The 23,163-nt window shown below is 56.6% G+C and carries 18 protein-coding genes, 1 tRNA gene and 7 pseudogenes; 19 read left to right on the top strand and 7 right to left on the bottom strand.

Annotation, left to right across the window (positions count from 1 at the left end):
- Both SO140_RS20640 and SO140_RS20635 read left to right on the top strand, forming a co-directional pair.
- On the top strand, positions 1 to 3,035 hold a 3,035-nt coding region (locus SO140_RS20640; protein WP_498543071.1), incomplete at its 5' end, for a non-ribosomal peptide synthetase.
- Between the two features lie 19 nt (positions 3,036 to 3,054).
- Positions 3,055 to 3,483 (top strand): hypothetical protein, encoded by a 429-nt coding sequence (locus SO140_RS20635; RefSeq protein ID WP_498543070.1) that lies wholly within the window; start codon positions 3,055 to 3,057, stop codon positions 3,481 to 3,483.
- A 311-nt stretch (positions 3,484 to 3,794) separates the two neighbouring features.
- Here the strand turns inward: SO140_RS20635 and SO140_RS20630 are convergent.
- Positions 3,795 to 3,965, bottom strand: a pseudogene (locus tag SO140_RS20630) (site-specific integrase); the annotation flags it as partial.
- Positions 3,966 to 5,356: 1,391 nt separating this feature from the next.
- Between SO140_RS20630 and SO140_RS20625 the strand changes: the two are divergent.
- The gene (locus SO140_RS20625; RefSeq protein ID WP_498543069.1) at positions 5,357 to 6,865 is read left to right on the top strand and encodes a hypothetical protein; all 1,509 of its coding nucleotides are present in this window, start codon (positions 5,357 to 5,359) and stop codon (positions 6,863 to 6,865) included.
- Here the strand turns inward: SO140_RS20625 and SO140_RS20620 are convergent.
- Positions 6,852 to 7,127 (bottom strand): annotated as a pseudogene (locus SO140_RS20620) (DUF7453 family protein); the annotation flags it as partial. The gene SO140_RS20625 and the pseudogene SO140_RS20620 overlap by 14 nt on opposite strands.
- Positions 7,128 to 7,360: 233 nt before the next feature.
- On the opposite strand from SO140_RS20620, the gene SO140_RS20615 reads away from it, so the two are divergent.
- Complete coding sequence (locus tag SO140_RS20615; RefSeq protein ID WP_458192524.1) at positions 7,361 to 7,645, top strand: DUF3892 domain-containing protein; 285 nt, start codon at positions 7,361 to 7,363, stop codon at positions 7,643 to 7,645.
- A gap of 19 nt (positions 7,646 to 7,664) precedes the next feature.
- Here the strand turns inward: SO140_RS20615 and SO140_RS20610 are convergent.
- Positions 7,665 to 7,991: pseudogene (locus SO140_RS20610) on the bottom strand (hypothetical protein); the annotation flags it as partial.
- Positions 7,992 to 8,025: 34 nt separating this feature from the next.
- Here SO140_RS20610 and SO140_RS20605 point away from each other — a divergent pair.
- A pseudogene (locus tag SO140_RS20605) lies at positions 8,026 to 8,336 on the top strand (molybdopterin cofactor-binding domain-containing protein); the annotation flags it as partial.
- A 37-nt stretch (positions 8,337 to 8,373) separates the two neighbouring features.
- A pseudogene (locus SO140_RS20600) lies at positions 8,374 to 8,486 on the top strand (FAD binding domain-containing protein); the annotation flags it as partial.
- Between the two features lie 453 nt (positions 8,487 to 8,939).
- Here the strand turns inward: SO140_RS20600 and SO140_RS20595 are convergent.
- Positions 8,940 to 9,185 carry a hypothetical protein gene (locus tag SO140_RS20595; protein ID WP_498541822.1) on the bottom strand — a complete coding sequence of 82 codons (246 nt, stop codon included), beginning with the start codon at positions 9,183 to 9,185 and terminating at the stop codon, positions 8,940 to 8,942.
- Between the two features lie 29 nt (positions 9,186 to 9,214).
- On the opposite strand from SO140_RS20595, the pseudogene pqqA reads away from it, so the two are divergent.
- The 9 genes and pseudogenes from pqqA to SO140_RS20550 all read left to right on the top strand — a co-directional run.
- A pseudogene (gene pqqA / locus SO140_RS20590) lies at positions 9,215 to 9,312 on the top strand (pyrroloquinoline quinone precursor peptide PqqA).
- Positions 9,313 to 9,404: 92 nt separating this feature from the next.
- The gene (gene amoC, locus SO140_RS20585) at positions 9,405 to 10,196 is read left to right on the top strand and encodes a bacterial ammonia monooxygenase, subunit AmoC (protein ID WP_449384496.1); all 792 of its coding nucleotides are present in this window, start codon (positions 9,405 to 9,407) and stop codon (positions 10,194 to 10,196) included.
- 36 nt (positions 10,197 to 10,232) lie between these two features.
- Positions 10,233 to 11,180: a bacterial ammonia monooxygenase, subunit AmoA gene (gene amoA / locus SO140_RS20580; RefSeq protein WP_498541821.1), complete on the top strand. Its 948-nt coding sequence runs from the start codon at positions 10,233 to 10,235 to the stop codon at positions 11,178 to 11,180.
- A 27-nt stretch (positions 11,181 to 11,207) separates the two neighbouring features.
- Positions 11,208 to 12,530 (top strand): bacterial ammonia monooxygenase, subunit AmoB, encoded by a 1,323-nt coding sequence (amoB, locus tag SO140_RS20575; RefSeq protein WP_498543068.1) that lies wholly within the window; start codon positions 11,208 to 11,210, stop codon positions 12,528 to 12,530.
- Positions 12,531 to 12,625: 95 nt separating this feature from the next.
- Positions 12,626 to 13,093 carry a hypothetical protein gene (locus tag SO140_RS20570; protein WP_438101693.1) on the top strand — a complete coding sequence of 156 codons (468 nt, stop codon included), beginning with the start codon at positions 12,626 to 12,628 and terminating at the stop codon, positions 13,091 to 13,093.
- 127 nt (positions 13,094 to 13,220) lie between these two features.
- On the top strand, positions 13,221 to 13,664 hold the full coding sequence (locus SO140_RS20565) for a copper resistance CopC family protein (protein WP_498543067.1): 444 nt from the start codon (positions 13,221 to 13,223) through the stop codon (positions 13,662 to 13,664).
- A gap of 9 nt (positions 13,665 to 13,673) precedes the next feature.
- Entirely contained in the window at positions 13,674 to 15,665 is a 1,992-nt protein-coding gene (locus SO140_RS20560; protein WP_498543066.1) for a c-type cytochrome, read from the top strand.
- Between the two features lie 43 nt (positions 15,666 to 15,708).
- Positions 15,709 to 16,221, top strand: a complete 513-nt coding sequence (locus SO140_RS20555; RefSeq protein ID WP_498543065.1) for a hypothetical protein — start codon at positions 15,709 to 15,711, stop codon at positions 16,219 to 16,221.
- Positions 16,218 to 16,448, top strand: a pseudogene (locus SO140_RS20550) (acetyl-coenzyme A synthetase N-terminal domain-containing protein); the annotation flags it as partial. The gene SO140_RS20555 and the pseudogene SO140_RS20550, both read left to right, overlap by 4 nt.
- A gap of 285 nt (positions 16,449 to 16,733) precedes the next feature.
- Here the strand turns inward: SO140_RS20550 and SO140_RS20545 are convergent.
- Positions 16,734 to 16,821 (bottom strand) — tRNA-Met (locus SO140_RS20545).
- 920 nt (positions 16,822 to 17,741) lie between these two features.
- Between SO140_RS20545 and SO140_RS20540 the strand changes: the two genes are divergently transcribed.
- Entirely contained in the window at positions 17,742 to 17,978 is a 237-nt protein-coding gene (locus SO140_RS20540) for a nuclear transport factor 2 family protein (RefSeq protein WP_498543064.1), read from the top strand.
- Between the two features lie 438 nt (positions 17,979 to 18,416).
- Here the strand turns inward: SO140_RS20540 and SO140_RS20535 are convergent, their stop codons facing one another.
- Together SO140_RS20535 and SO140_RS20530 are read right to left on the bottom strand one after the other, a co-directional pair.
- Positions 18,417 to 18,650: a LuxR C-terminal-related transcriptional regulator gene (locus SO140_RS20535; RefSeq protein WP_498543063.1), complete on the bottom strand. Its 234-nt coding sequence runs from the start codon at positions 18,648 to 18,650 to the stop codon at positions 18,417 to 18,419.
- A 12-nt stretch (positions 18,651 to 18,662) separates the two neighbouring features.
- Positions 18,663 to 19,034: a response regulator transcription factor gene (locus SO140_RS20530; RefSeq protein WP_498543062.1), complete on the bottom strand. Its 372-nt coding sequence runs from the start codon at positions 19,032 to 19,034 to the stop codon at positions 18,663 to 18,665.
- Between SO140_RS20530 and SO140_RS20525 the strand changes: the two genes are divergently transcribed.
- The 3 genes from SO140_RS20525 to SO140_RS20515 all read left to right on the top strand — a co-directional run bounded on the left by SO140_RS20525 (position 19,033) and on the right by SO140_RS20515 (position 22,777).
- On the top strand, positions 19,033 to 19,398 hold the full coding sequence (locus tag SO140_RS20525; protein ID WP_498543061.1) for a hypothetical protein: 366 nt from the start codon (positions 19,033 to 19,035) through the stop codon (positions 19,396 to 19,398). The two genes, SO140_RS20530 and SO140_RS20525, sit on opposite strands and share 2 nt — an antisense overlap.
- Positions 19,399 to 19,805: 407 nt before the next feature.
- Positions 19,806 to 20,690 (top strand): hypothetical protein, encoded by an 885-nt coding sequence (locus SO140_RS20520; protein WP_498543060.1) that lies wholly within the window; start codon positions 19,806 to 19,808, stop codon positions 20,688 to 20,690.
- A gap of 563 nt (positions 20,691 to 21,253) precedes the next feature.
- Positions 21,254 to 22,777, top strand: a complete 1,524-nt coding sequence (locus SO140_RS20515; protein WP_498543059.1) for a hypothetical protein — start codon at positions 21,254 to 21,256, stop codon at positions 22,775 to 22,777.
- Positions 22,778 to 23,163: the final 386 nt, after the last annotated feature.

Genomic DNA, 23,163 nt, shown 5'->3' with positions numbered 1-23,163 from the left:
GGCGTCTTGATCACACGCCGGTGTTCCAGGTGATGCTGGCCTGGCAGAACAACGCCGCCCCGGCGTTCGACCTTCCTAGGCTGCGTGTGGAGGCGGCGGGGGATGGGTACGATCAGGTCAAGTTCGATCTGGAGCTGAACCTTGGCGAGCATGGCGAGGCGATCGCCGGAACGCTGGGCTATGCCACGGCGCTGTTCGATCAGGCGACCATCGAGCGGCAGCGGGGCTATCTGCTGGCGCTGCTGGGTGCGATGGTGGCCGATGCAGGGCAAGCAGTCGGGCGGATTGATATCCTGCCGGCCGACGAACGGGCGTATCTGCTGGAGGAGCTAAACCGGACGGCGGCGCCTTATCCCTCAGAGCAGTGCATCCACGAGCTGTTCGAGGCGCAGGTCGCCAAGACGCCGGATGCGGTGGCGGTGGTCTGTGCGGACGAACGCCTGAGCTATGGCGAGCTCAATGCACGGGCCAACCGCCTGGCGCATCATCTGATCGCACTCGGGGTGAGACCGGACCAGCCGGTGGCGATCTGCCTTGCGCGCAGCGTCGCGATGGTGGTGGGGCTGCTGGCGATCCTCAAGGCGGGGGGCGCCTATCTGCCGCTGGATCCGGCCTATCCGTCGGCGCGGTTCAAGCAGGTTCTCGACGATGCGGCGCCGCGAGTGCTGCTGGCCGATGCGGCGGGACGATCGGCGCTGGGCGACGATGCGCTACTCGATCTGACGGTGGTGGATCTGGCGGCGACGCCGGAATGGGCAAATCTGCCGGCGTCGGATCCGGACCCGCGTGCGCTCGGCCTGATCTCGCGCCATCTCGCCTATGTGATCTACACCTCGGGATCAACAGGCACCCCCAAGGGGGTCATGGTCGAGCATCGCGGCTTGGTGAATCATACGACCTGGCAGGTCGATCAATTCCAGTTCACCGCCCAGGACATCTTCTTACAGCGTACTTCCTTCGCTTTTGATGCTGCCGTGTGGGAGCTATGGACAGCTTTATCGATTGGAGCACGTTTGATCCTTCTTCCTCTCGACCGGCAATCAGACATTCGAACCATTTTAGATCTATTGCACAACTACCGAGTCACAGTCCTGCAAGTGGTTCCGTCGCTTCTTTCAGCATTGCTTACAGTCGCTGACGTTGAGCAGCAGAAAATCGCTTCTTTGCGCTACCTATTCTGTGGTGGAGAGCTCCTCCGAAAAGAGTTAGTCAACAGATGGTTGCAATTTGGGTCGCAGGCACTTGTCAATCTCTATGGGCCTACTGAGACGACAATTGATGCGGTGGCTTGGCTTTGTCGCACTAGGTTTGGCGGGGCAGTTGTCCCAATTGGCCGTCCGATCGCGAACACGCAGGTGTATCTGCTGGACGGTGATGGTGCGCCTGTTCCGTTTGGCGCGGTGGGCGAGCTCTATATCGGCGGGGCGGGGGTTGCGCGCGGCTATCTGAACCGGCCCGAGCTGACGGCGGAGCGGTTTTGGGCCGATCCGTTCAGCACTGAGCCTGGGGCGCGGCTGTACCGCACCGGCGACGTTGCGCGCTATCTGCCGGACGGCAATCTGGAGTTTCTGGGCCGCAATGACGATCAGGTGAAGATCCGCGGCTTCCGCATCGAGCCCGGCGAGATCGCGGCGCGGCTCGCCGAGCACCCGTTGGTGCGCGAGGCGGCGGTGGCGGCGCACCAGGATGGGACGGGCGAGCCGCGACTCGTTGCGTATCTCGTGGCGGCGGCCGAACATGCGGCCGAAGCTGAGGGGGCCGATCTTGCCGGCGCCTTGCGCGCGCACCTAAGTGCGCGGCTGCCGGAGTATATGGTGCCATCGGCGTTTGTGCAGCTGGCGGCGCTGCCGCTGACGCCGAACGGCAAGCTCGACCGCAAGGCGCTGCCGGCGCCGCAAGATGAGGCGTATGCGCGCGCAGTCTACCAGGCGCCGCAAGGCGACATCGAGACCGCGCTGGCAACGATCTGGGCCGAGCTTCTAGGTGTTGAGCGGGTCGGACGCCACGACCACTTCTTTGCGCTCGGCGGCCACTCGCTGTTGGCGGTGCGGCTGATCAGTCGAGCACTAGAAGCTGGGCTGACGTTTAGCGCTGCCGACCTCTTCCAAGCCCCTGTTCTGAGCGAGCTTGCATCGAAGATTCAATTGAAGCGACAGCCCAGCAGTCCGCAAGTGATTTCCGTTCTGGAAACGGGATCACAGCCACCGCTCTTCTTTGTTCCCACAGGGTTGGGCGATTGTTCCTATGTCCTCCCCCTCGTGAAGGAAATGGACGTAGACTGTCCGGTCTATGCTTTGGCATGGCCGCATTTCGACGACATACGTCCCCCAACTCTTGAGGCCATAGCCGCGGAAGTAATCCTGGCAGCTAGAGGGATTCAGCCACATGGACCGTATCGCTTTGCTGGATACTCATCTGGGGCAATCTTGGCTTACGCAATTGCGCAGCACTTACTGAATCTGAATGAAGCTGTGTCGTTCATGGCCTTCATGGATACTGCGTTACCTGCAAATCGACGAAGCCTATCGCTGACCCAAATGGTACGGGAACTGCTACTGGATTCTTTGGAATTCTTGGAAGATGAGAGCTTTCGATTCTTAGCACGATTTGCTGAAAACAGCTCGATCGGCCAACTGATTAAAAAGGCACAGCAAATTGGGGCGGTACCCCTGGATCGTGATCTAGAAAGCCTTCTTCTGACTTACGAAAAGGCCGCGCAGTTTCAAAGGGCACTGGACTTGTATGAACCGCCACCTCTTGGAATCGAGATCAACCAGTTTTATGTCAACGAGCCTGTCCGCAGCCGTCGTGCACGAGGTTCAATAGGTCAGGAAGCAAGTTCGCCCTTACGGGGTTGGGACAGGGTTTTGCGTCCAGATGCCATTCACGCCGTGGCCGTTCCGGGTGACCACATGACGATGATGAACATCCCAGAAAACCGCCGAGTTCTGGCTCGATGCCTTTCGATGGCCTTGACCAATTCACCAGACCGTCGGTCCAAGTTGACCATTCATAGCCGACAGGCGGGCTCGTAAGGGCCTCGGGAAGCCGGTGATGGACAAGCAATGGGAATGCCAGGTGCGGATCAATCTCGAGGAGGAGCTCGCCGGGTTGGCGCGCGCCGATCCCGACAATGCAGCGATCAAGCCGCTAGCGGACATCCTCGCTAAACATCGTGCGTCGATGAAGTGCCAGTTCGATGCGTTCGCCGAGTATGTGGCCGAAGCCGAGAAACGAGGTACCGAAAACTATCCGCTTTACGCTTGGACGAAAGCGACGATCGAGAATGCAGAAAAGCAGGCGAAATACCTCAAGGCGTTCACGCTCTATGTCGAAGGCAATGAAGTCTATGCCAAGCCGCTCGCTGATGCTCTGGAAGCGGACTTGCAACCCCTTGTCGGCGGCAAGTTGATTGCGCGACTGTCCAAGCACGATACTAATCCGGCCAACAACCCGCAGCCTCCGGCTCAGTATCGCAAGTAGGAGACACCGCGGCCGCCCAGCCGGCGGCGAAGTGTGTTTATGTTTGCGGCAAGAGTAGCAGTTCAGCAGCCGCTTGCCGGGCACCAGTGACACGGTCGCTCTTTGAAGCCGATCCTCTCCCGAAGCTGCAAGCCCCACATGCGCGGCGTGCTGTCCGTTGAGCTGCGCATCAGAATCACCGTCTCTGCTCTCGCAGAGAAGCCCTCGCAAATGGCGGTCGCCAGTCGGGATATCTGGCCATCATAGTCGGCGTCTCCGGATTGATTAGCGGCGCGTCGTCAAGCCGATCCTCACACCCAAGGCGTTTACCGTCGCCATTGCTGCGCCATCCACTCAGCGGTCACACGCTTCGGCATCGGCTTGAGGACAAGGACGAGACGCCCGGTGCCGCGGCCTTCGCCATCTGCAAGGTTTTCTTGTCTCCGGCTGAGTTCGACGCGCTTCATCGCATGTCGGATCGCGGTGTCGGTCAAGCTTGCCATGGCGTTTCCACTGTTCCGCAGCTGGGATCGGTCGGGGAGAAACGGGGATCGTTTGCTGGGAGCGGAAGGCCGTTCTCTATCCCTCTAACCGCTGCCATAGCCGCCCACAGTACGCAATGCGATAGAAGCGCTATTGTTATGTGTCACGAGGATCGGGCGTGATCAAGCGTGATCGAATAGGTGGCTAGTGGGGTGGTCGCACGCGACCCGCATTGAACCAAAAGATCAAACAATCCACGTGATCAACGCAATGCGATCCTATCCGGGTATCATCCTGTTCATGGGTTCAGCATCGGGGAGCGAGGCATCAATGATTAGGTTAGATATGGCGGTGTTCTCAACGCGCGGCAGTTGCTCCTTTGAGTGGAAGCCCCTCAATCTGTTGGCCTACCAGTCGTCATAGGTTGCGGGCGGCGAGAACGAAGCACTAATTGTTAGCGCGGAGATAGCGCATGTTCGACATATACAAATATACAAATACGCGCGCACGCCCAGGCCGGGTAAGTGGGCCTTGGCGTCGAAACACGCGAGGTTGGAAGATGCGGGAGCGGTGGCGCGCAAGCTTTGCCCACTGGGCGCTGATGTGTGGAAAGAGCCCAGCATCGAACTGCGACGCGCCTTCTTCGGTTCCCTGCAAGGGCGCGATTGGTCCGCAATGATCGCGCGGGAGAGACTGGAGTAGAGCGTGAAGACTTGCCGGCCCAGTTGCTCATCCTTGACGTCGTTCGCCGGTGAGACGATCACTTGCTCACTTTTGGCTTCAGCTGCGGTGGCGACGCGGAGTGCCGCTTGATCGCCTGCGCGAACTTGACATGATCGCAGTATCAAACGGTGCTCCCGCGCAAACACGAAGGTGCAACCGACCCAAGATGACAGAAGCCGACCTCATCGCGATGGAAGCGACTGTGTTACTTCATCGGGTTGCCGACTTGGAACTCGCGTTGCGCTTTTACGGGGACGCGAGGCGCTATGATGGGCCCCATTGCCCCATCAACGGCGAGCCCGACAGATACCAGCCAAAGGATGAGCCTCACCTTTGGGACGTGGCGCGTGATGGCGGCCAGATCGCAAGCGATGCGCTGGACGACGAAGCAGTGGCAAGCGCGGCGGCCGCTGGTATGTCGGCATACCACGCTGGAAAGCACGGTCGTCAGGCGCAGGCATGCGCTTTGACGCTTCGCTGTGGGAACGCGAACAGGGCAAGAAGCCAAGCGGGCGGCGCAGTTGTGGCGCGAGATGGTCTCGGTTGTCTGAACAGCAATCCCGCGTCGATAAGTGGAGCTTCTGCCAAAGTTAGCCCGCACTTCTCACAGTGTTGAGGCGCGTCGGGGCGCGAATCAGCGAAAGTTCTTTTGCGAGAAGGACTTTGCGATGATTCAAGGAATGTCCCGATGCGAACAGAGTGTAGCGCAGAACGGTTTGATTTTGGAGTGGTGGAAGGCCGGGCTGTGGAAGCGGTCTTCGATGCTGGCCTGGTGACGTCGGATGCTGGAGTGCTGCTTCTGGGCGCCGCCGATCGGGCGATCGATCAAGTCCGGGCGGCGATGATCGCGGAAGCAATCGGCCTCGCTTCATGCTCTAGGTGTACAGCTCTCATAATCACATCTCAGAAAAAAACAATGAATCTCAGCCACTTAGAAAATCCGTCGATCGTTCGACCTCACTCCAATCGGCTGTCTAAGGCGATCCAGGCGGCGGTTGGCTGGCTCTGGCAAGCTCAAGATTCGTCCGGATTCTGGGTTGGTATGGTCGGGTCAAACTCGACCATCGAGGCTGAGTGGTTGCTGGCTAGCTATATTCTTGGCTTCGAGCTGCCTTCTGAGAAGGAAATCATCGGGGCTCTGCTGCAACGACAGCGGCCCGATGGCTCCTGGGAAACATACCCTGGCGCACCGGATGGCGATATCAACTCGACGGTGGAGGTCTACGCAGCGCTGCGGGCCAAGGGATTTGATCCCAATTGCAACGAACTGGTTCGGGCTCGTGCATGGATCCTGGAGCACGACGCGATTAGAAACCTCCGCGTGTTCACGCGGTATTGGCTTGCTATGGTGGGCGCTTGGCCTTGGGAGCATACGCCCAATCTGCCCTCAGAGATTATTCGGCTGCCGCTTTGGTTTCCATTCAACATTCACAATTTCGCTCAGTGGGCTCGTGCGACCATGGTGCCCCTCACCGTTGTAGCGGCCCGCACCCCTGTTTGGCCGCTCCCTGGCGGCAGCAAACTCGAAGAGCTCTTTCCAAGTACCTACGAGGATTTCGACTTTTCGATTCCGGCGAAGCGCGCGCGCACCTTCTCGCTAGAATGGCTCTTTTTGAAGATTGATCGCGGCCTTCACACGGCGCAGAGACTGAAGCTGATCCCCTTCCGTGAGAATTCGATCAAGCTCTGCCTCGAATGGATGATCCGGCATCAAGATGCGGACGGTGCGTGGGGAGGTATCCAACCCCCCTGGATATATGGAATGATCGCACTGATTAACGAGGGGTACAGCAAAGACCACCCGGTGGTTTCCAAGGCGATCGGCGCGCTGGGCGCACACTGGAGCTATGAGCGAAATGGCGCCACTCATATTCAGGCGAGCGAATCTCCGGTTTGGGATACTTTGTTAGCAATCCTTGCGCTCCACGAGGCTGGTGTATCTTCAGACAAGACCGAAGTTCGCAAGGCGTTGGAATGGGCTCTCAATCAGCAGGTTCTCGTCCCTGGAGACTGGGCTGTTAAGATCAAGAATGTGCGCCCTGGCGGGTGGGCCTTCGAACGCGCTAACAACTATTATCCCGACGTTGATGATACTGCCGTTGCTCTCCTTGTTCTCGGAAAGCTAAGATCGGCGTGTCGAACTCCGCGAACGTGCCGGTCGGCATCCCCGGCGCATCGTTTCCGCTCAAGGCAATAACCTTGAGCGCGCCGTCGCCCGCGAGGAAGACACCCTCCGACGCACGAGCGCCGCTCACTGCGGCCCCGAAGGCGACCTTGTCGGCGCTGTTGAGCGACGGAGTGGGATGCTTCGCGAACTCCGACAGTAGACCGCCCCCAGGTACTGAATCCCCGACCGCCGCGGACTTGACGATGCGAGAGCCCACTTCAAGAAATATCCCTTCCGTCTGTTTGCTGTGAACGACGCTTGCATAGAACGCCACATGGCCCCGAGCATTCACGGGGGCCACGATCGCCTGCGTCGCGACATCAAATCGGTTGAAGTCGCCGCCAGTTGGGGCGGTCGCAATGACGAGGCGCAGGGTGGAGGGGAGCGGCGCAGATGTCGGAGCGGTGGAAATCGGGGTGAGCGCGTGCACCGCACCTACCAGGATTGGTGGCAGCCGAATCCAACCATTGGTCTATGCTGGTCCCTCAGGACTTGCAGATTTAGGAGAGATTAGGAGAGACGAGAATGGCTAAACGCGCACGCATTCGCTACGTCAACAAGACGGACAGAAAGAACCCTCACGAAAGAATCACACATGTTGGGGGAGCTAACCCCGACGGGACGCCGTGGAAGCGATCCATCGATCAGGCTATCAAAGATATCGAGAGCGACGAATGGGAGTTCTATGTCGAAGAAAACGGCCGCAGGGTTGATGTGGTGTGGGCCACGCACGATGGGCAAAAGTACATCAAGACGGCGGCGGACGACATTCAACCCGACAATCTTCTTCTGCTCGCTAACTGTCCGTGATCTTCAGTAACAGAGGCATCTACAGCGAGCTATGTTGAATTTGGGTGACGAGCCCGATCAGGCGGCGTGGTTCGGGCATAGAGGTGGCCTCGATGCCGTCAGTGAATCTGACACCTGCGATGACCCTCGGCGGGTGATTGCGCCGCTGAGCCGACGTCAAGTCCTCGATGCGGCACCGATCAATTTGAAGACCATCAGTCTGGCGGTGTTCGGTGAGAGCGCTCCCTTGCTATGCACCGTTCGGTGGCGCGCACCGTGGCGAACACGCTTTCGATCGGGTTCGAGGTGCGCAAATGACCCCAATACTCGCCGGGAAGTCTAAGAACGACAGCAGCGCGTCACGATCCTACCGGCGGCACGCTCAGCGAGATCATCGCTGGCCGATGATCGACGACGGCCAGGTCCATGCCGACCTTGCCCAGGGCATCGGGCAGGCCCTGCTCGAGCATGCGGTCTATGACTCGAACGGCCAGCCGGTGATGGCCTCCTTCATGGATTACGCCATGCCGCGCGCCGATGACCTGCCGTCGTTCAAGCTCAGCCACACCACGTGTGCCCGGTCATTCCGCTCGGCATCAAGGGCTGCGGCGAGGCGGTCGCGATCGGCGCCTCGGCGGCCGTGATCAACGCGATCACGGATGCGATCGGCAAGAGCAACCTGGAAATGCCCGCGACCCCGGACCGGGTGTGACGCACGATCCACTCGGCTTAAAGAGGGAGCAACGGAGATGTACCAGACCACTTATCATCGCGCCTCCTCGGTCGACGAAGCGCGAGCCTGTTCGCCAAGGGCAAAGATTCGAAGCATCTCGCCGGCGGCCACACGCTGCTGCCGGTCATGGCGAGGCTGATTGAGGTATGTGCACGCGTCGAGCCTCAAGTTAATGATCCTCTGCGGATTCCGACGAAAGAAGCGCGAGGCGAACCCGCTTTCTCGACACTTGCCTCAATCAGCCTCGCTACAGCCATCAAGGCTTGATTCGTACGTGGCGTGAGGTTGTAACCTGAGACCGAACGCGCGGCCAATTTCCAAATTGAAGCCGGAGCAGGACGGCTCGTTTGAGATGAAAGCGGACCGTCTTGCGTCTATACGGGCCAGGTTCAAACCCGACGTGCCGCACCGCTCTTTCAAAAGGAGGGTGCGGGTAATGAGCGAACAGAGAGAAGGGGGAGGACTGTCGTTTTTTGGCTTTGTTGCGGTCGTCGACCTGAGCGAACGGCTTAGCTCCGGGTCAGCTATGAAGATTTACCTCATCTAGGGAGAGTGATGTGGAGTCCAACTATAACGAATCGTTCAATACGGACGCTTGGATGCATCAATACGCTGCTTTGCAAGAGCAGCAGCGGGCGAGGCAAGAGTCGGATCATATTCCTGCGGATCGTCGGATTGTCGCGCCAATCTCATCAGGGTGATGGCACAGCGCGCGGTGGCAGGGATGGCGTGATCATGGGTTTCTTTTTCGCCGAGCACTTGCAGCGCACTCGGTGAGTTCTCCCCCACTGCGAGGACCTCGTGTCCTCGCGACTTTTTGCGCCGCATTCATCTAGCCAGGAGCAAATCGATATGAGCTGAAAGCCCCAAAAATCGTCGAATACCGGTCGGTCTCGAAATCAACATGTATGCGTGCGCCGTTCGCAAGGAGGTAACCAGAAAGCTGGGAGCTTGAAGACAGATCCTATCCTTGCGGTCAACGATCGGAGTGAGCACTACCCTCGCAAAACAACACTACACCTTAGGCATTCTCAAGGAGGAGACAAGATGTCGATCACGATGACTGATAACGCCAAGTCTGCCGCTGAGGACCGTACTCAGCCGTTGGCGAATTTCAAACTTGCAGCAGGAGTCACTCTGGCGGTGCTAGCGCTGATGGTGTTCTGGCGCATCTTTCAGCAGGTCTATGCTTGGAGTGCCGGCCTGGATTCGACTGAGCCCGCGTTCGATGCCGCTTGGATGACGTTGCTGAAGGTTGAGCTTAGCGTCATCCCTTTGCTCTGGGTGGTGACCTGGGCGTATCTATGGTTCACGCGAGACCGCAATCTTGGCGCGCTCAAACCGCGGGAAGAGCTCCGGCGTTACTTCAATCTGGTCCTGTTCATCTTCGTCTATGCCTTTTGCGTCTGGTTCGCTACGAGCTTCTTTGCCGAGCAGGACGCCTCATGGCATCAGGTTGTGGTCCGGGATACAAGCTTCACGCCGAGTCACATCGTGCTGTTCTACGGCACCATGCCACTCTACGTGCTGTTTGGCGTGGGATCATTTCTGTACGCGATGACGAGGCTGCCGAAGTTCGCAACGCAGATCTCAATTCCATTCGTGCTCGCGGTTGTAGGTCCGTTTCTAATATTGCCGAACTTGGGCTACAACGAGTGGGGCCATGCCTTCTTCCTGATGGAAGAGGTGTTCTCCTATCCCTTGCACTGGGGTTTTGTCGTGATGGGCTGGAGTGTGCTGGCCTTGGGTGGGCTCCTGATCCAGATCGCGATGCACATGCTTGAAGTGATCGGGCGGCTTTCCCGAGAGGACGAAGTTTCGGTCGCCACCCAGCGCTGAAACCGCTTATGAACCATTAATCGCTGACAGCCCGGCATGTGCAAAGCATGCCGTCTTGTAAACATGTCGGGCGTCGGTTTCCAGGAAGGTCGATCTCAACTCGGTAAAAGAATTAAGGAGGAAGCCATGCAAGGAGGAACGTCTGTGAAACTGTATGGGCTCGAATGGCCTAAAGAGTCAGCAAGAATCTCAAGAGTGTTTGACCTTCTCGTCGCCGCCATCCTTTTTCTGGCCGTCTCCGGCGCATTCCACCTTCATTACATGCTGACCGCAGGGGACTGGGATATGTGGATCGATTGGAAAGACAGACAGTGGTGGGTCACCCTGACTCCAATTATGGCCATAACATTCCCTGCAGCTTTGCAGTATGTGTTTTGGACTAAATTTAGACTTCCAATCGCCGCTACATTTGCGGTCGTTTGTCTCCTGTTCGGTCAGTGGATAAATCGATATTTCGGTTTCCACCTGTGGTCGTACTTTCCGATGAGCGAGGTCATTCCAGCGCTGCTGATACCTGGCGCACTAGTCCTCGATGTCGCTCTTTTGCTGACCGGGAATTTTTTGTTCACGGCGATGTCCGGCGCCTTTGCATTCGCACTGCTTTTCTACCCGGCTAACTGGTTTTGGCTGGCGCCATATCGGCTACCCGTAGAAGTGATGGGGCAGCTTGTTTCCGTGGGTGATTACATCAGCTATGCCTTCACCCGCACCGCCCTGCCTGAGTATATCCGGCTGATAGAGCGGGGCACGCTTCGAACTTTTGGTGGCCACTCAGCCATTATCGCCTCCTTTTTCTCGGCGTTCGTATCCATACTGATGTATTTGGCGTGGTGGCATATCGGAATGCTCCTCGCTCGTGTGGTAACGACGCCAAACACCCTGAAAAATTTTATGGGCCTCACCGATAAGGATCAGCCAGCTGAGACAGCCCAAAAAGCCATAGACGGCACCAGCCTGCAAGGGCGCTTCGTCGCAGCCGAATGATCCTGCTGGGACTGTGGAGGACTCCAAATGAGAACATTCTGTTTCCGCAAAAGCTCATGCGTGCGTGTAATCTTATCGGCAGCGGCGGCGATCATGCAGATCGGAATACTGACCTTCGTCCCAGATGCTGCTCTGGCGCATGGTGAGCGCAATCAGGAGCCGTTTCTGCGGATGCGGACGGCTCATTTTTACGATGTGAAGTGGAGCACGAACGAAATTCCCGTGAACGGTGAAATCGTTGTCACCGGCAAGTTCCGACTCTTCCCGATCTGGCCAGTCAACCTACCCCTTCCCGAAGCGGCCTTTCTGGGAAACGGGACGCCGGGCCCGGTGCTAGCCCGAACCGAGAGCTACATTAATGGCGTCCCAGCAATTCAGTCCACCAAACTGGAGTTGAACCGGGACTATGAATTCAAAACAGTGCTCAAAGGACGAGTGCCAGGCCACCATCACGTCCATCCGATGATCAACGTGATGGGAGCCGGGCCGCTGCTCGGACCGGGAAACTGGCTGACGGTGACGGGGAACGAAAGCGACTTCAAGCTTCCAATCAAAACTCTCAGTGGCGAGACTATCGACAATCTCGAAACCTGGGGCCTTGGCAGGGTGTTCTTCTGGCATGGCTTGTGGGTTGCGATCGCCATCGTGTGGCTTGTCTGGTGGTTGCGCCGGCCGCTCCTGCTGCCGCGTTTTCGCGCGTTGACGGAAAAAGGCGGCGATCGATCTCAGCTCGTTACCAGCACCGATCGCCTATTTGGGGCCGGTTTACTCGTGGCGACGATTCTCATCGTATTCTTCGGCTTTCAGGCGACCGACACCGCTTATCCAAGGACCGTGCCGCTGCAGGGGGCCCGCGCAACAGTCGAGCCCCTACCGGAAGTGCCTGAGCAGGTCAAAGTTGTGGTCAAAAAGTCAAACTATGACGTCCCTGGCCGCTCGCTTCGTATGAACGTGACACTGACGAACAATGGGAGCACCTCAGCACAGCTTGGCGAGTTCTTAACTTCCAATCAGCGCTTCATCAACCATGAGGTTAGCCAGGCAATGGCGACGGTGGATCCGAATTACCCCAAGGAATTGCTTCCTCCGAATGGGCTTAAGGTGAGCGACAGCCGACCGCTCAAGCCGGGTGAAACGAAGACAGTCGATATCGAAGCGACCGACGCGGCATGGGAGACGGAGCGCTTGAGTAGCCTGATCAACGATCCGGACAACACGTTGGGAGGACTGTTGTTCTTCTATGACGAGCACGGCAAACGGACAATCTCAAACGTCAGCGGCCCCATGGTCCCTGTATTCACCGATCCCGACAACCGCACGGCTGAGAATCCGAAAGGAGGTGCGGGTTGAACATCGTAAAAGCCGCAGTGCTTGGAATTCCATCTTTGCTCCTCATCCTAGACTGCGGTGCGGCGCGGCCAGCGATTGCACACGGGGGAGTCTCGATGGAGAAAGACGTGTGCAAGCTTCGCGCTGGGCCCTATATGATGCATTTTACCGGATACCAGCCGGCCAAGCAGGGGAATCAGGAATTTTGCGAGGACATTCCGGAAATCGGCCGCACGGTCATCGTCTTGGATGCCGTCGGCGATGTGCTACGTGATCTGCCCATCGAGGTGCGGTTGTTGCGAGACGCCGGCAACGACGTAGACAGCGAGGCCGTCCTTCGAATCCCGCCAAAACAATATCCGACAGGCTCACTATCGTTTCAGTACACGTTCCCCGAATCCGGGCGCTTTGTGGGCCTCGTGACAGTCGGCGACGGACCGAAATACGTATCGAGATTTCCGTTTTCGGTTGGTTACGGCAACGGGATTTGGGTCCGATATAGGGACAGTTTCGCAATCGTTCTAGGAACGCTGGCAGCCGGGGCCGCCCTGTTTTGGTACTCCACGTTGCGCAAGGAAAGCTAGGCTAGCACTTTGTCGGCCGCTGTCCGGCAATAAGGTCACACTCATGTCTCACGAAAAACACGGAAACAAGAGCGATTACATCCGAGTAGCGACGGGGCCGTCACTCGGTCATGCTGGCACGTCAAACTTGACCGCCGGCACCGGCAGGGCGCGAACTAGGCTGATTCAAGGGACGGTAAAAGAACTCTCGTCCGCAAGCAGGCGTCCGGTATCAGCGCTTGGCATCACGTTGCTGTGCGTTGGCCTCGTGTGCCTGCCGACGGCTGCCTCTGCACATGCCGCTCTCGTGAAGTCCGATCCCGCGAGCCGGGCAGTGTTAGCTTATTCGCCGCAGCAGATCGAACTGTGCTTCAACGAACGCATAGAGCTCAAGTTTTCGAAAGTGGAGCTCAAGAACGCCAACGGTCAGTCGCTAACGCTCGGCGATTTGAAAGCAGGCAATGATCCGAAGTGCATGGTAACGGCAGTATCTGACATGAGGCCGGGCAGCTATTCAGTTCATTACCGCGTGCTCTCGCAAGACGGGCATGTGGTGGACTACGGCTATCAGTTCACCGTCGAGGAACGTTAGGCATGCGGAATGACGGTATTGTTTCCAGCTCTGTGCAAGGCCATCGCTGACATTGCGCTTGCATGGGTCATAGGCGGAGTACTCTTTCTGTTGCTGGCAGCGCCGTCTTCCGATCCGTTCCTTGCCGCTTGGCAAAGACGAGTGCAGGTGAGCTTTCTCTGGGCGGCCGGCATTCACCTCTTTGCTACCGCTGGGTTATTTATCGCTCAAGTCGCGATTGCGACAGATATGGCACTACCGGAGATAGTAGCGGCTGGCCAGACGCTGGAAAGATTCGGATTTGACACACATTACGGCCGGATCACGCTTGCAAGATTAGCGCTCTCTCTTCTTTTGCTGCTGCCGACAGCGATCCTAATTCGCGGCTGGTCGAGGGAGCAGCAACGTTTAGCTTCAATCGTGACAGCCGGGACAGCAGCACTGATCGCGCTGATTGGTCCACTTGCTGGACACGCCGCCGGGGAAGACAACAGCCGTTGGCTCGTTCCGACCTATCAACTTCACGTGCTCGCGGTTTCTGCTTGGCTTGGGGCCTTACCGGCTTGGATCTGGCTGGTGGCTTCGGTCGCTGTCACCTCCACGGAGACTCGGCGCGTCTATGTCGCAGCGACGCTACGACGTTTCTCCCAACTAGCAATCGGTTTCGTGGTCGTCGTCGTCGCATCAGGTTTGGTGCTCGCGTTTAGCTCCGCTAGTTCGGCTGGCGAGTGGCTTGGCACGACCTACGGTCAACTAATTATAACGAAGCTTGCTCTGCTTGCATGCATCCTGTTGGTGGCCAATCGTATTCGCACGCGCTTCCTACCCGTCATGGAAACCGTAGGAGCAAAACCCGCGGCTTTTCTTGCAGGAGCTGGATGGGCAGCAACTGAATTCTTTTGCGGTGTTCTGACCGTCGGCTGCGCAGCCGCGCTCTCTTCAGTCATACCAGCACGACATGATCAGCCCATCTGGTGGCTGCCGTTTCGCTTTTCGATCGAAGCCACGTGGCCGGCGTGGCCGACGCCCGTTATCGCGGCGGGCGCCTTCTCACTAGCACTATTGTCACTCTTCTGGGGCCTACTCGTTTGTTTGAGAAAGCCGCAAAAGGTAAAAGCAGTTGCAGCAGGCGCCGCCGCCGTTATTTCGGTCGCAGGCGGTCTGTGGCAGATATCCGTGCAAGCCTATCCCGATACTTACCGCCGCCCGTCGGTTGCCTATTCGACGATATCAATAACCAATGGAAAGCGTCTATTTGCCCAGAATTGTGCGGCTTGCCACGGCAGCGGAGGGCTTGGCGATGGTCCGGCGGCATCGACCCTTCCCAAGCCGTCCGCGAATTTGAGCGAACCGCATACTGCGCTGCACACGGCCGGCGACATGTTTTGGTGGCTTAGCCATGGAATTCCAAAAAGCGGCATGCCCGGATTTGCTGATGTATTGGATGAACAGGCCCGCTGGGATGTGATCAACTTCCTGCGGACGTTTTCAGAGGGATTTCAGGCGCGCCTCCTGTCGCCTGAAATCGTACCCGATCATCCGTGGCTGGGGGCTCCAAACTTTTTCTTAGAGGACGAGAATGGGGCGGAGAGGGAGCTGAAGGACTTCCGTGAGCAAAGCAATGTGTTGCTCGTGTTTCCTGAAAAGCCCGACGCAATGCGCATTAAACAGCTGCGCCTTGAGCAGAAAAGATTCCGGAAAGAACGATTGTGGGCGATTATCGTGTCGCCGGACGCAAAGCTGGCGGCGGGCGTCCCGAATGTCCGGCATGGAGCACAAGAGGTTAGAGAGAGTTACGATCTACTCTCCCGGAGCACTACAAATCGTGGAGATCCCAAGCGTTTGGAAATGGGAAGACATTCCATGGAATTCCTAATCGACAGGTTCGGATACATCCGTGCGCGCTGGTTGCAAGAGGAGGACGAAAGTGGTTGGCAAAATTCCGACGAGCTGATCTCGCAGGTCCGAGTTCTCAATAGAGAGTCCAAAATTCTCCCGCCACCCGCTCAACATGTGCACTGAATTAGTGGAAATCTTTCAGGGCTCGCAAACAAAGGAGGAAAGCATGCAAATATCATCCCGTCCCAACCGGTTTGGCGATCGATTCAAACAGTTCATTTGGTGCATGATTCTTGTGGCTGGCGCTCTGGTCGCGGCTCCAGCCCACGCACAACACCATGAGCCGGGCATGCACCATATGCACGGGTCTGACGGTGCGCTTGTTGCGAGATCGGGAAATACCGGCGAGTTGCCCGCATTGAAGATCCTCCTGCCGCAATCGGGTAATACCATCGGCGAGCGTGTTGCTTTCGTTTTCCAAGCCGACGATAACATCGCAGAAATGACCGTGAGCTCTGCCAATCCGAGCGTTCATCTGCATGTTGCGATGGACGAAACCGAGCTCATGCCAATGGCAGACCAACTGATCCAGCTTGGTGATGGCCGCTATCTCTATGTTTTCGATCTCCCTGCCAAGCCTGGTCGGCACACAATAAGACTCTATTGGGCGGATCCGCAGCATCACACAATCTCCGAGACGGTACAGACCCTCAACGTGGTTGTGAAGGAATCAAAATGAGCAAGCCGTCAATCATTGGGGGCTTAGGTGTGAGCTATTATCAGGAAAGTCTTGCGCGTGCGCTAGCTGATCCGGAAGGATTTTGGGCGGAAGCTGCGAAAGAGGTTGATTGGATCGAGTGGCCGAGAAAGATCTTCGATCCATCAATGGGCATCTACGGCCGTTGGTGCGCCGGAGGAGCGGTCAACACTTGCTACAACACGCTCGATCGCCATGTCGCACATGGCAGCTGGGCGGCGGCCGTTCCGGCGAAATGCGGGTCACGCGGTTCTTCGCCGCGCAGTTCCTCGGCGGCTTCAATGGGCGCCTCTTGCAATGCGACGCGTGACGAGCGCTGATCTGACGTGAGTTGCGGCGCTCGCCATCGACTTGTAATCAGAATTGAGTCATCGCGCCCCTCGCCGATTTTACGCTGCGACTTTCCTTCCGACGCTTCCACGAGCGAAATTTTCAGCCAAAATGGGAGCAGCAAAAAACCCTCGAAAACGGAGCGCTCTCAAGGACTTGAAACTTGGTTGCGAGGCAAGATTTGAACTTGCGACCTTCAGGTTATGAGCCTGACAGCTCGTCAATGGTTGGCCTGAACTGCTCCCTTGGGCGTCGATCTACACGATGCTTGCACACGATCCGAGGCTGGCGGCATGAGCCTGAACACGAGCGCGGGATATGTGCGTAAGCAATGCGCCAGAGAAAATTAAGGTAACTTTCGAATGCCATGCTGTGGCTAATTTCATTGGGCTTTCCTTTTAGAGTTGTCATCACTTCCAAGAACGTATCAATGCTGAAATCAGGCATAAGTTCTTATAGTATCTTGTTGCCCGTCCGCATTGAAAGATCAGTCTCAAAGAACTTTTGTTGTTCAAAAAGGAATCGCGTGCGTTCCAGAGAACGAGATCGACGGCTGTTGAACGTGTACGAAATCGCTGCCCAAAGCAGTGTGGCGGTCCCGATCATCCAGGAGCTAACCGCTGGAATACTGAACCAATCCTCATGAGTCTCTTCCAAAAGTTTATGGGGCCGAACTTGGCTGTACAAAAGCTACCGGCGCAACTGATCTTCGGGTTTACTTATCGTCGTTGCCATCATTGTCCGAGCCTGGGCAGTCTGGCTCGGGGCCGTCGACGTCAATTTCATCACCCGGATCATCCCTCTTTATGTACTCGCTTATTTGATCGTCGGGAATTTCGAGCGTTTCCTCTACAACGCGGCCGCCGTCACGCTCTCCCTAAAGTTCGACGTACTCCTGGTGCCGATTGTCACCCGCAGCGACTATGATCTCGCCGTTTCCGTCTTAAGCTGTGGTCCCGCGGGAGTCGGTGACTATCGTTCGTTCATCGCCCTCTGCGTTTACGCCGACGGTTGCTGTGGCCATTTTGGGATCTCCTAGCTTGGTATAAAACGAGAAAGATGCATACCGCGAAAATGTGACAAGTACCCGACGCATTTTTCGAAGCCCGAGACCCCTTTCCCGCGTGTTCTGCAAGAAGCAGCAATCCTGAGACGTTTTGAGGGAGAGTGGAATGCGCGGGCTTGTTCTGGCGGTTTGCTTCGCGGTCGTTTCGACCTCGTTGGCTTATGCGGGGCCGAAGGAAGAGACTTATCAAGTCATCGAAAAATGGGCCAAGGCGTTCAGCGAAGCTGATGTCGACGGAATTGCCCATCTGTACGCGCCCGATGCCCTGATGATTGGTACGCTCGGGAAGGTCGTTCTGACCAGACCAGATCCACAAATACTTCGATGTTGCTCTAAACGCTGACAAGCCTCGCACCGTGAAGCTCGAGAATACGGACGCCATGGTGACGATGAAAGTACGGTGGTCATCGCGCGATTTGACACCCTTACCAGCACGAGAGAGGGACCACCGATCTTTTCAAAAGGGCGAGTGACTTTCGAGGTTGCCAACGCGGTGGGGACTGGATAATTGTTCACCTCCATCGGTCACCGTTGCCAGCAACATAGGCCTGCTGCTGAATCAGCAGCCCCACGATTCATCGAGCAAGCTAGCCCCCCGCTGACCGGAGCTCGAATTTGCACCGCCCACACCGAAGGGGCCGGTCGCGCCGCCCACGACGGCCACGCGTGTGATGAGATGTGCCCCTGGCGTCTTCCGTGCTTGGTGGACGGCACAAAGTTGGTGTTGCAGGCCTACCCTCATCCGCGCGGACGAAAGCGGCCCGAAAAACTATGCTCGTTTTCAGGTAGACGGTCGCAGCATGCTTTTGCGGGGAGGGACATATTCTCTCGAGACTTCGCGCTTCGACCTGGCTTGGAAGTGCGCGACGTTTGATCGGACGAGGCCTGGACGTGCCGTCCCTACATCGGTTCTGATGCTGTCGACGAGCCTAACGACCTCTACGGGCGAACGCAGCTCCAGCTTTCTCATCATCCGCGCACGATTGACCTTCACCGTGACCTCGCTGACATTCAACCTGACAGCGATCTACTTGGCGATCAATCCGTCCGCCACCAATGGCAGGATGTCGCGCTCCCGCGGCGTGAGACCCTCGACGCGAACTCGGGCTTCGCGCGCGACCTGCTCGCGCTCCAGGCGGCTTCGGTCGCGTTCCACGCCAATCCGTACCGCATCGAGAAATTCCTGTTCACGGAAAGGCTTCGGCAGGAAGTCCACTGCCCCGCGTTTCATCGCTTCCGCGGTGACGCGCACATCCGAAACGCCACTGATAAATACGATCGGAATCAAGATGCCTGAATTGGCGAGAGTTCTCTGCAATTCCAAGCCCGTCGGCGACGTGCCGGGAAAGCGAACATCAAGCACCAGACAAGATGGACCACCGGAGAGACCTTCCGTCATGAATTCGTCGATTCTAACTGTGGAGCCGCACTATGAGCTTTGGGGAATGGGCTTCGATAGCCTGGCAGCAATTCGGAAGGCCGCTGTTGAATGCGGTGAACTCTATGCGTTGACACCTGAAAAGCATGTTCCCATCAACGTCAAAAATATCGTAGCGCGACTGAGAGCAGAGGTTGAGGATCTTTACGAATTCAGAGACAGTTTTACCAGATTTTCCAAGGGCAAGCTGATCACTTCTGAAGCCCAAATTGCTAAGTGGAGTGACTTCGAGCGGGCGAAGCATTCCCTGTCAGTGTTGCAGACGGACTTTCGAAGAAAGAAGGACGAACTTAAGACCTTTCTTTCTAAGCTCGATTCTTACTGAGCTGCGGCACAAGGTGGCCCATGCGGAAGCGGATAATAGCGGCTCTCGCTTTATGGCTTTCCGCCTCGAACCCTTACGCACAGAGCGTCAGACCGAGCCTCTCGCCGGCATTAGCATAGATGGATCTGCTTTTGAGGTCCGACCGAGATAAGCTATGCCAAAATCACGCAGACCGGCAAGCTTGTGAAGCGGCATATTTGGTTTTGCTGCTAAGAACCGAGAACGCTAACGTCACCCGTCTTGCGGCCGAAATATTGATGAAGAAGGGGCAGGTAGCTAAAGCACAGGAGGCGCTAGATCGTTACTCGGTTATGGCCGACGATCTTATGAAGGGCGCGGTCGCCTTAAGGGCTAAGTATAAGTGAGCCTGGCTTCCGCTGGCATGCAGTCCAACGAGGTTTGCGAATATGAACGCTAAAGTACCCGGTTCGGTCCTTGATAACCGCACGCGAGAGAGAGTCGAGTTGGAAGTAGTATCCCTTGAAGCACGGCTTCACCTGACGCGACTGCTGCGAAAGGTCGTGAAGACGACAGGCTCGGACGAAGAACACCAGATGGCACTCATCCGGGCAAATAAGATCGTAAATCTGGCCAATGCCGTCCTCGCTCGACCGATTTACATACTTGAACTCAGCGACTGGGATTATCAACCCGCGGAGTATGCATGGCATAACGGCGAGTTAGAAGTTGTCATGCGCCGTCCTGAGGCGGCTCAGTTAACCGAGATATTGGTTGATTTTATCGACGAGGGGGTACTCCCGATCGAAGATGTTAATGCTGTTCTAGAAGCGGATGGATGCAGCATTCGCCTCGAAGAAGGCTCGCGCGGCACAAAGGTGGTCCTCGTCACGATCGCAGAGTTGCCAGACGAACCTCTGGCGCCGGGCGAGCACCTGAATGTTCGCAAGCTTGTTGATCGAATGGACAGAGCGCTACAGGATCGCGACTGGTCCCTTGTGCTGCATACTGCAGCTTCAACATTTGAGACGATGGCGAAGCTCGTCGTACCTAGTCCGAGTGTGCAAAACCGTAGCCTAGGAAGTTGGTTCAGCCTGTATAGAAAGCAGTCTAAACTAGCGGCTCCATTACTGGACACAATCGAAGAGATCTTTAAGCGCCGCAACATAGAGCCTTTAGCGGGCCACGGATCGCCCTCCGACTCTTCAATTACCGAAGGAGAGGCGATTCAAGTTCGAGAGCTGACAGTTGCGCTCGTGCGTATGGAGCGGACCCTATCGAACCTATCCTCACCTACCGCCAAGGCGCCAGGAAGGAAGTCGCATGCGAAATGAAGTATCCCTTTCTGGTTCTCCTCATAGGCATATCCATCAATGCTATCGAGCACCGTTAGGAACGGCCTGAGCTGTCGGACGGCTCAGCCGAACGAAAGGGTTTCTGGGGTTCGTCAGAATCCAGTAAGTCAGGCTGGGAATGGCGCCGACCGAGCCGGCACGCCCTCGCCTAGCAGGCAGAAGTCTAATTTGGGCATGATGGGAAGATTAGGGACTTGGGCGGACAAGTGCGAGAGCCCGGACTAGCTAGTGACCATGATCGGCGCCGGCCATCACATGCCCCTTGGGGAAGCCCTGTCCAATAACAACCAGTGCGGGAGCGTAAAGCTGGAAACCGGATTCTGCCAAGGTCATGCCGCTGCGTTCGTACCATTCTCTCCGGCAATGCCGGGACAACGCCGCGGGGCACCAGCGCCTGACAGGTCGGCGGGTCGAAGTTTTCGGAGTATTAGAAACGCGCTTAATGCTCTAACTTGCGGTCCGGTTGTCGGGCCGCCCATTTTCGTTCCCCGAGCCGTACAAAACACGCTAAAGTTGGGTGACCAAGGTGCGTGAGGCTGATCATGAGCGAGGATCCCGAGAAGCAAGATGCGGCGCCAAAGAGTGCTGTAGGACGTACGCTATGGGATGTTGCCGCGGAGACATTGCGTTTGCTCGGCGCCCAAGCCTCTCTGATTGTGCTCTTCGCGCTGGCCTTATATGCAATTTACCAATTTCAACATAGTTTCGAGGAAGCACAGCGCCTAAATAACGAGCGCGCCGAAAGAGCGAGCCGAGAGTACAGTCAGAAGTTCAATGAAGCAGGAGCGTTGTTGAACAAGACCTACGAGGCGATGGCAAACCTTAATTCTACTCAGGTTGCAACCCTTGATCGTCTTTTTGACGTAATGGGCAAGGCCACAAAAAAAACCGAAGACGAAAAGGCAAAAGCGGATAAAGCAAGTGCTGATGCCACAGCGGCGTCCGTGGAACGCGACAAGATACAAGCATCGCTCGAATTGCAGAAATCTAAGCTTGCTGAAGCCCAAATTGCATTATCAACTAGCAATCAACGTTTGACCGAAAAAACGAACCTAGTCGATCTGGTTAGGTCGCGGATTTTGGAGCTAACAGCTTCGGTGAACGCTCGGGATTGGAAGACCGCCGCGCAGGCAATGAATGGTCTCCTGAAGGATACGGGCCTACCTCTAAATCTTCAGTTGAATTCGCAGCTGCTGTCTAATTTGAATCCACCATCGATCGGGAGGCAGCAACAATCGCCTTCTGCGACAACAGGCGCGCTGACCAAGATCGAGCGAAGCTTATCACCCGAGTTTGTTGGTCGCATTCAGATGATGTTATGCGTAGACAAATCTACGCCCTTCGCCAGTTTTGCGAGTAACGATCCTCGTCAAAAGATTTCGCCAACCCGAGAAGCATTGGGGAATTTCTTTTATGGATACACTTATGAGCTGAACCCAAGATCTAACAGAACAAGAGGGCCGCTGCCGCCAATCGTTCGGGATAGCGATTGGCCTATCGATGAAAAAACTTATGCAATCGACACCGATGAAAAGCTCAGCGCAATCAAGGTCGGACTTGGCAGGTATCAAGACTGTGATCGTCATCCTCTTTTGGATGCATTCGAAGTTGGATTGTTTACTCACCTGGGGCGCGAACGAGTTTGGGCGTTCCTCCGAAAGGCAGCAGTCTCGGCCAAGGTAAGCATGAACGTGACTGACCCAAGCATCGAAGATATGAGGCCTGTAGTGAAGGAGTTGAGAAAGAGGCATCTAACCGATGGTGATACCGAAGACGAGTCCATAGGTGCGGCGTTGTTGGATGCCATCAATGACGACATTCGGGCAGCGAATGATCCGGGTCCCGATCGCCTTCGTTCGTTGTTGTTTCCGAATGGCGCCACGACGGCCGATGGAGAGCTCCTCGCCTATGTCAAGAAATTGCTTGGTAATGAAAGCATTGCACTCGGGCCGATCTTAGCGAACGCGGACTTCGCGACATTACGGCGACGGCTTTCAGCTTGCATTGTCGCCCAAAAAGCGGGCGCTCCGTGCGCCGATGGTTCCCTAGCCCATTTCGTCCAGTAGCAGGTAAGGGTCGAAGTACCTTGGCTTGGAACTAAAGCGGAGCAGCAATCCGCGGATGTCCGAACTGAAGATTTTCAGAACTGCCGAGGTTCTTTCCTTCCTGTACAGGTCGACCGGTCAACTCATGCAATCCAAGCGTTGGATAAGCCACCAGAGCGTGGCGAGGAGTACAAAAATCGCCCGTACAAGGAAAAAATTAGCAGCGTAGCGGCCACCACTACTAAAAGAGCGGCTCACCAGTCGGGAACGCCGGTTTCGTAGTTGGTTATGTCTCGCAGAACTGACGCAGATTGTTTCGACGCGTGTGCGACAATGCTCGGATACCCTTGCACACACCTCCTTACACACCCCGAGAGACACCCCCTGATAACCGTGTCCATATTGCG

The organism is Bradyrhizobium sp. UFLA05-108, assembly GCF_059803455.1.
This window is presented reverse-complemented; position numbering and strand designations above follow the sequence as displayed.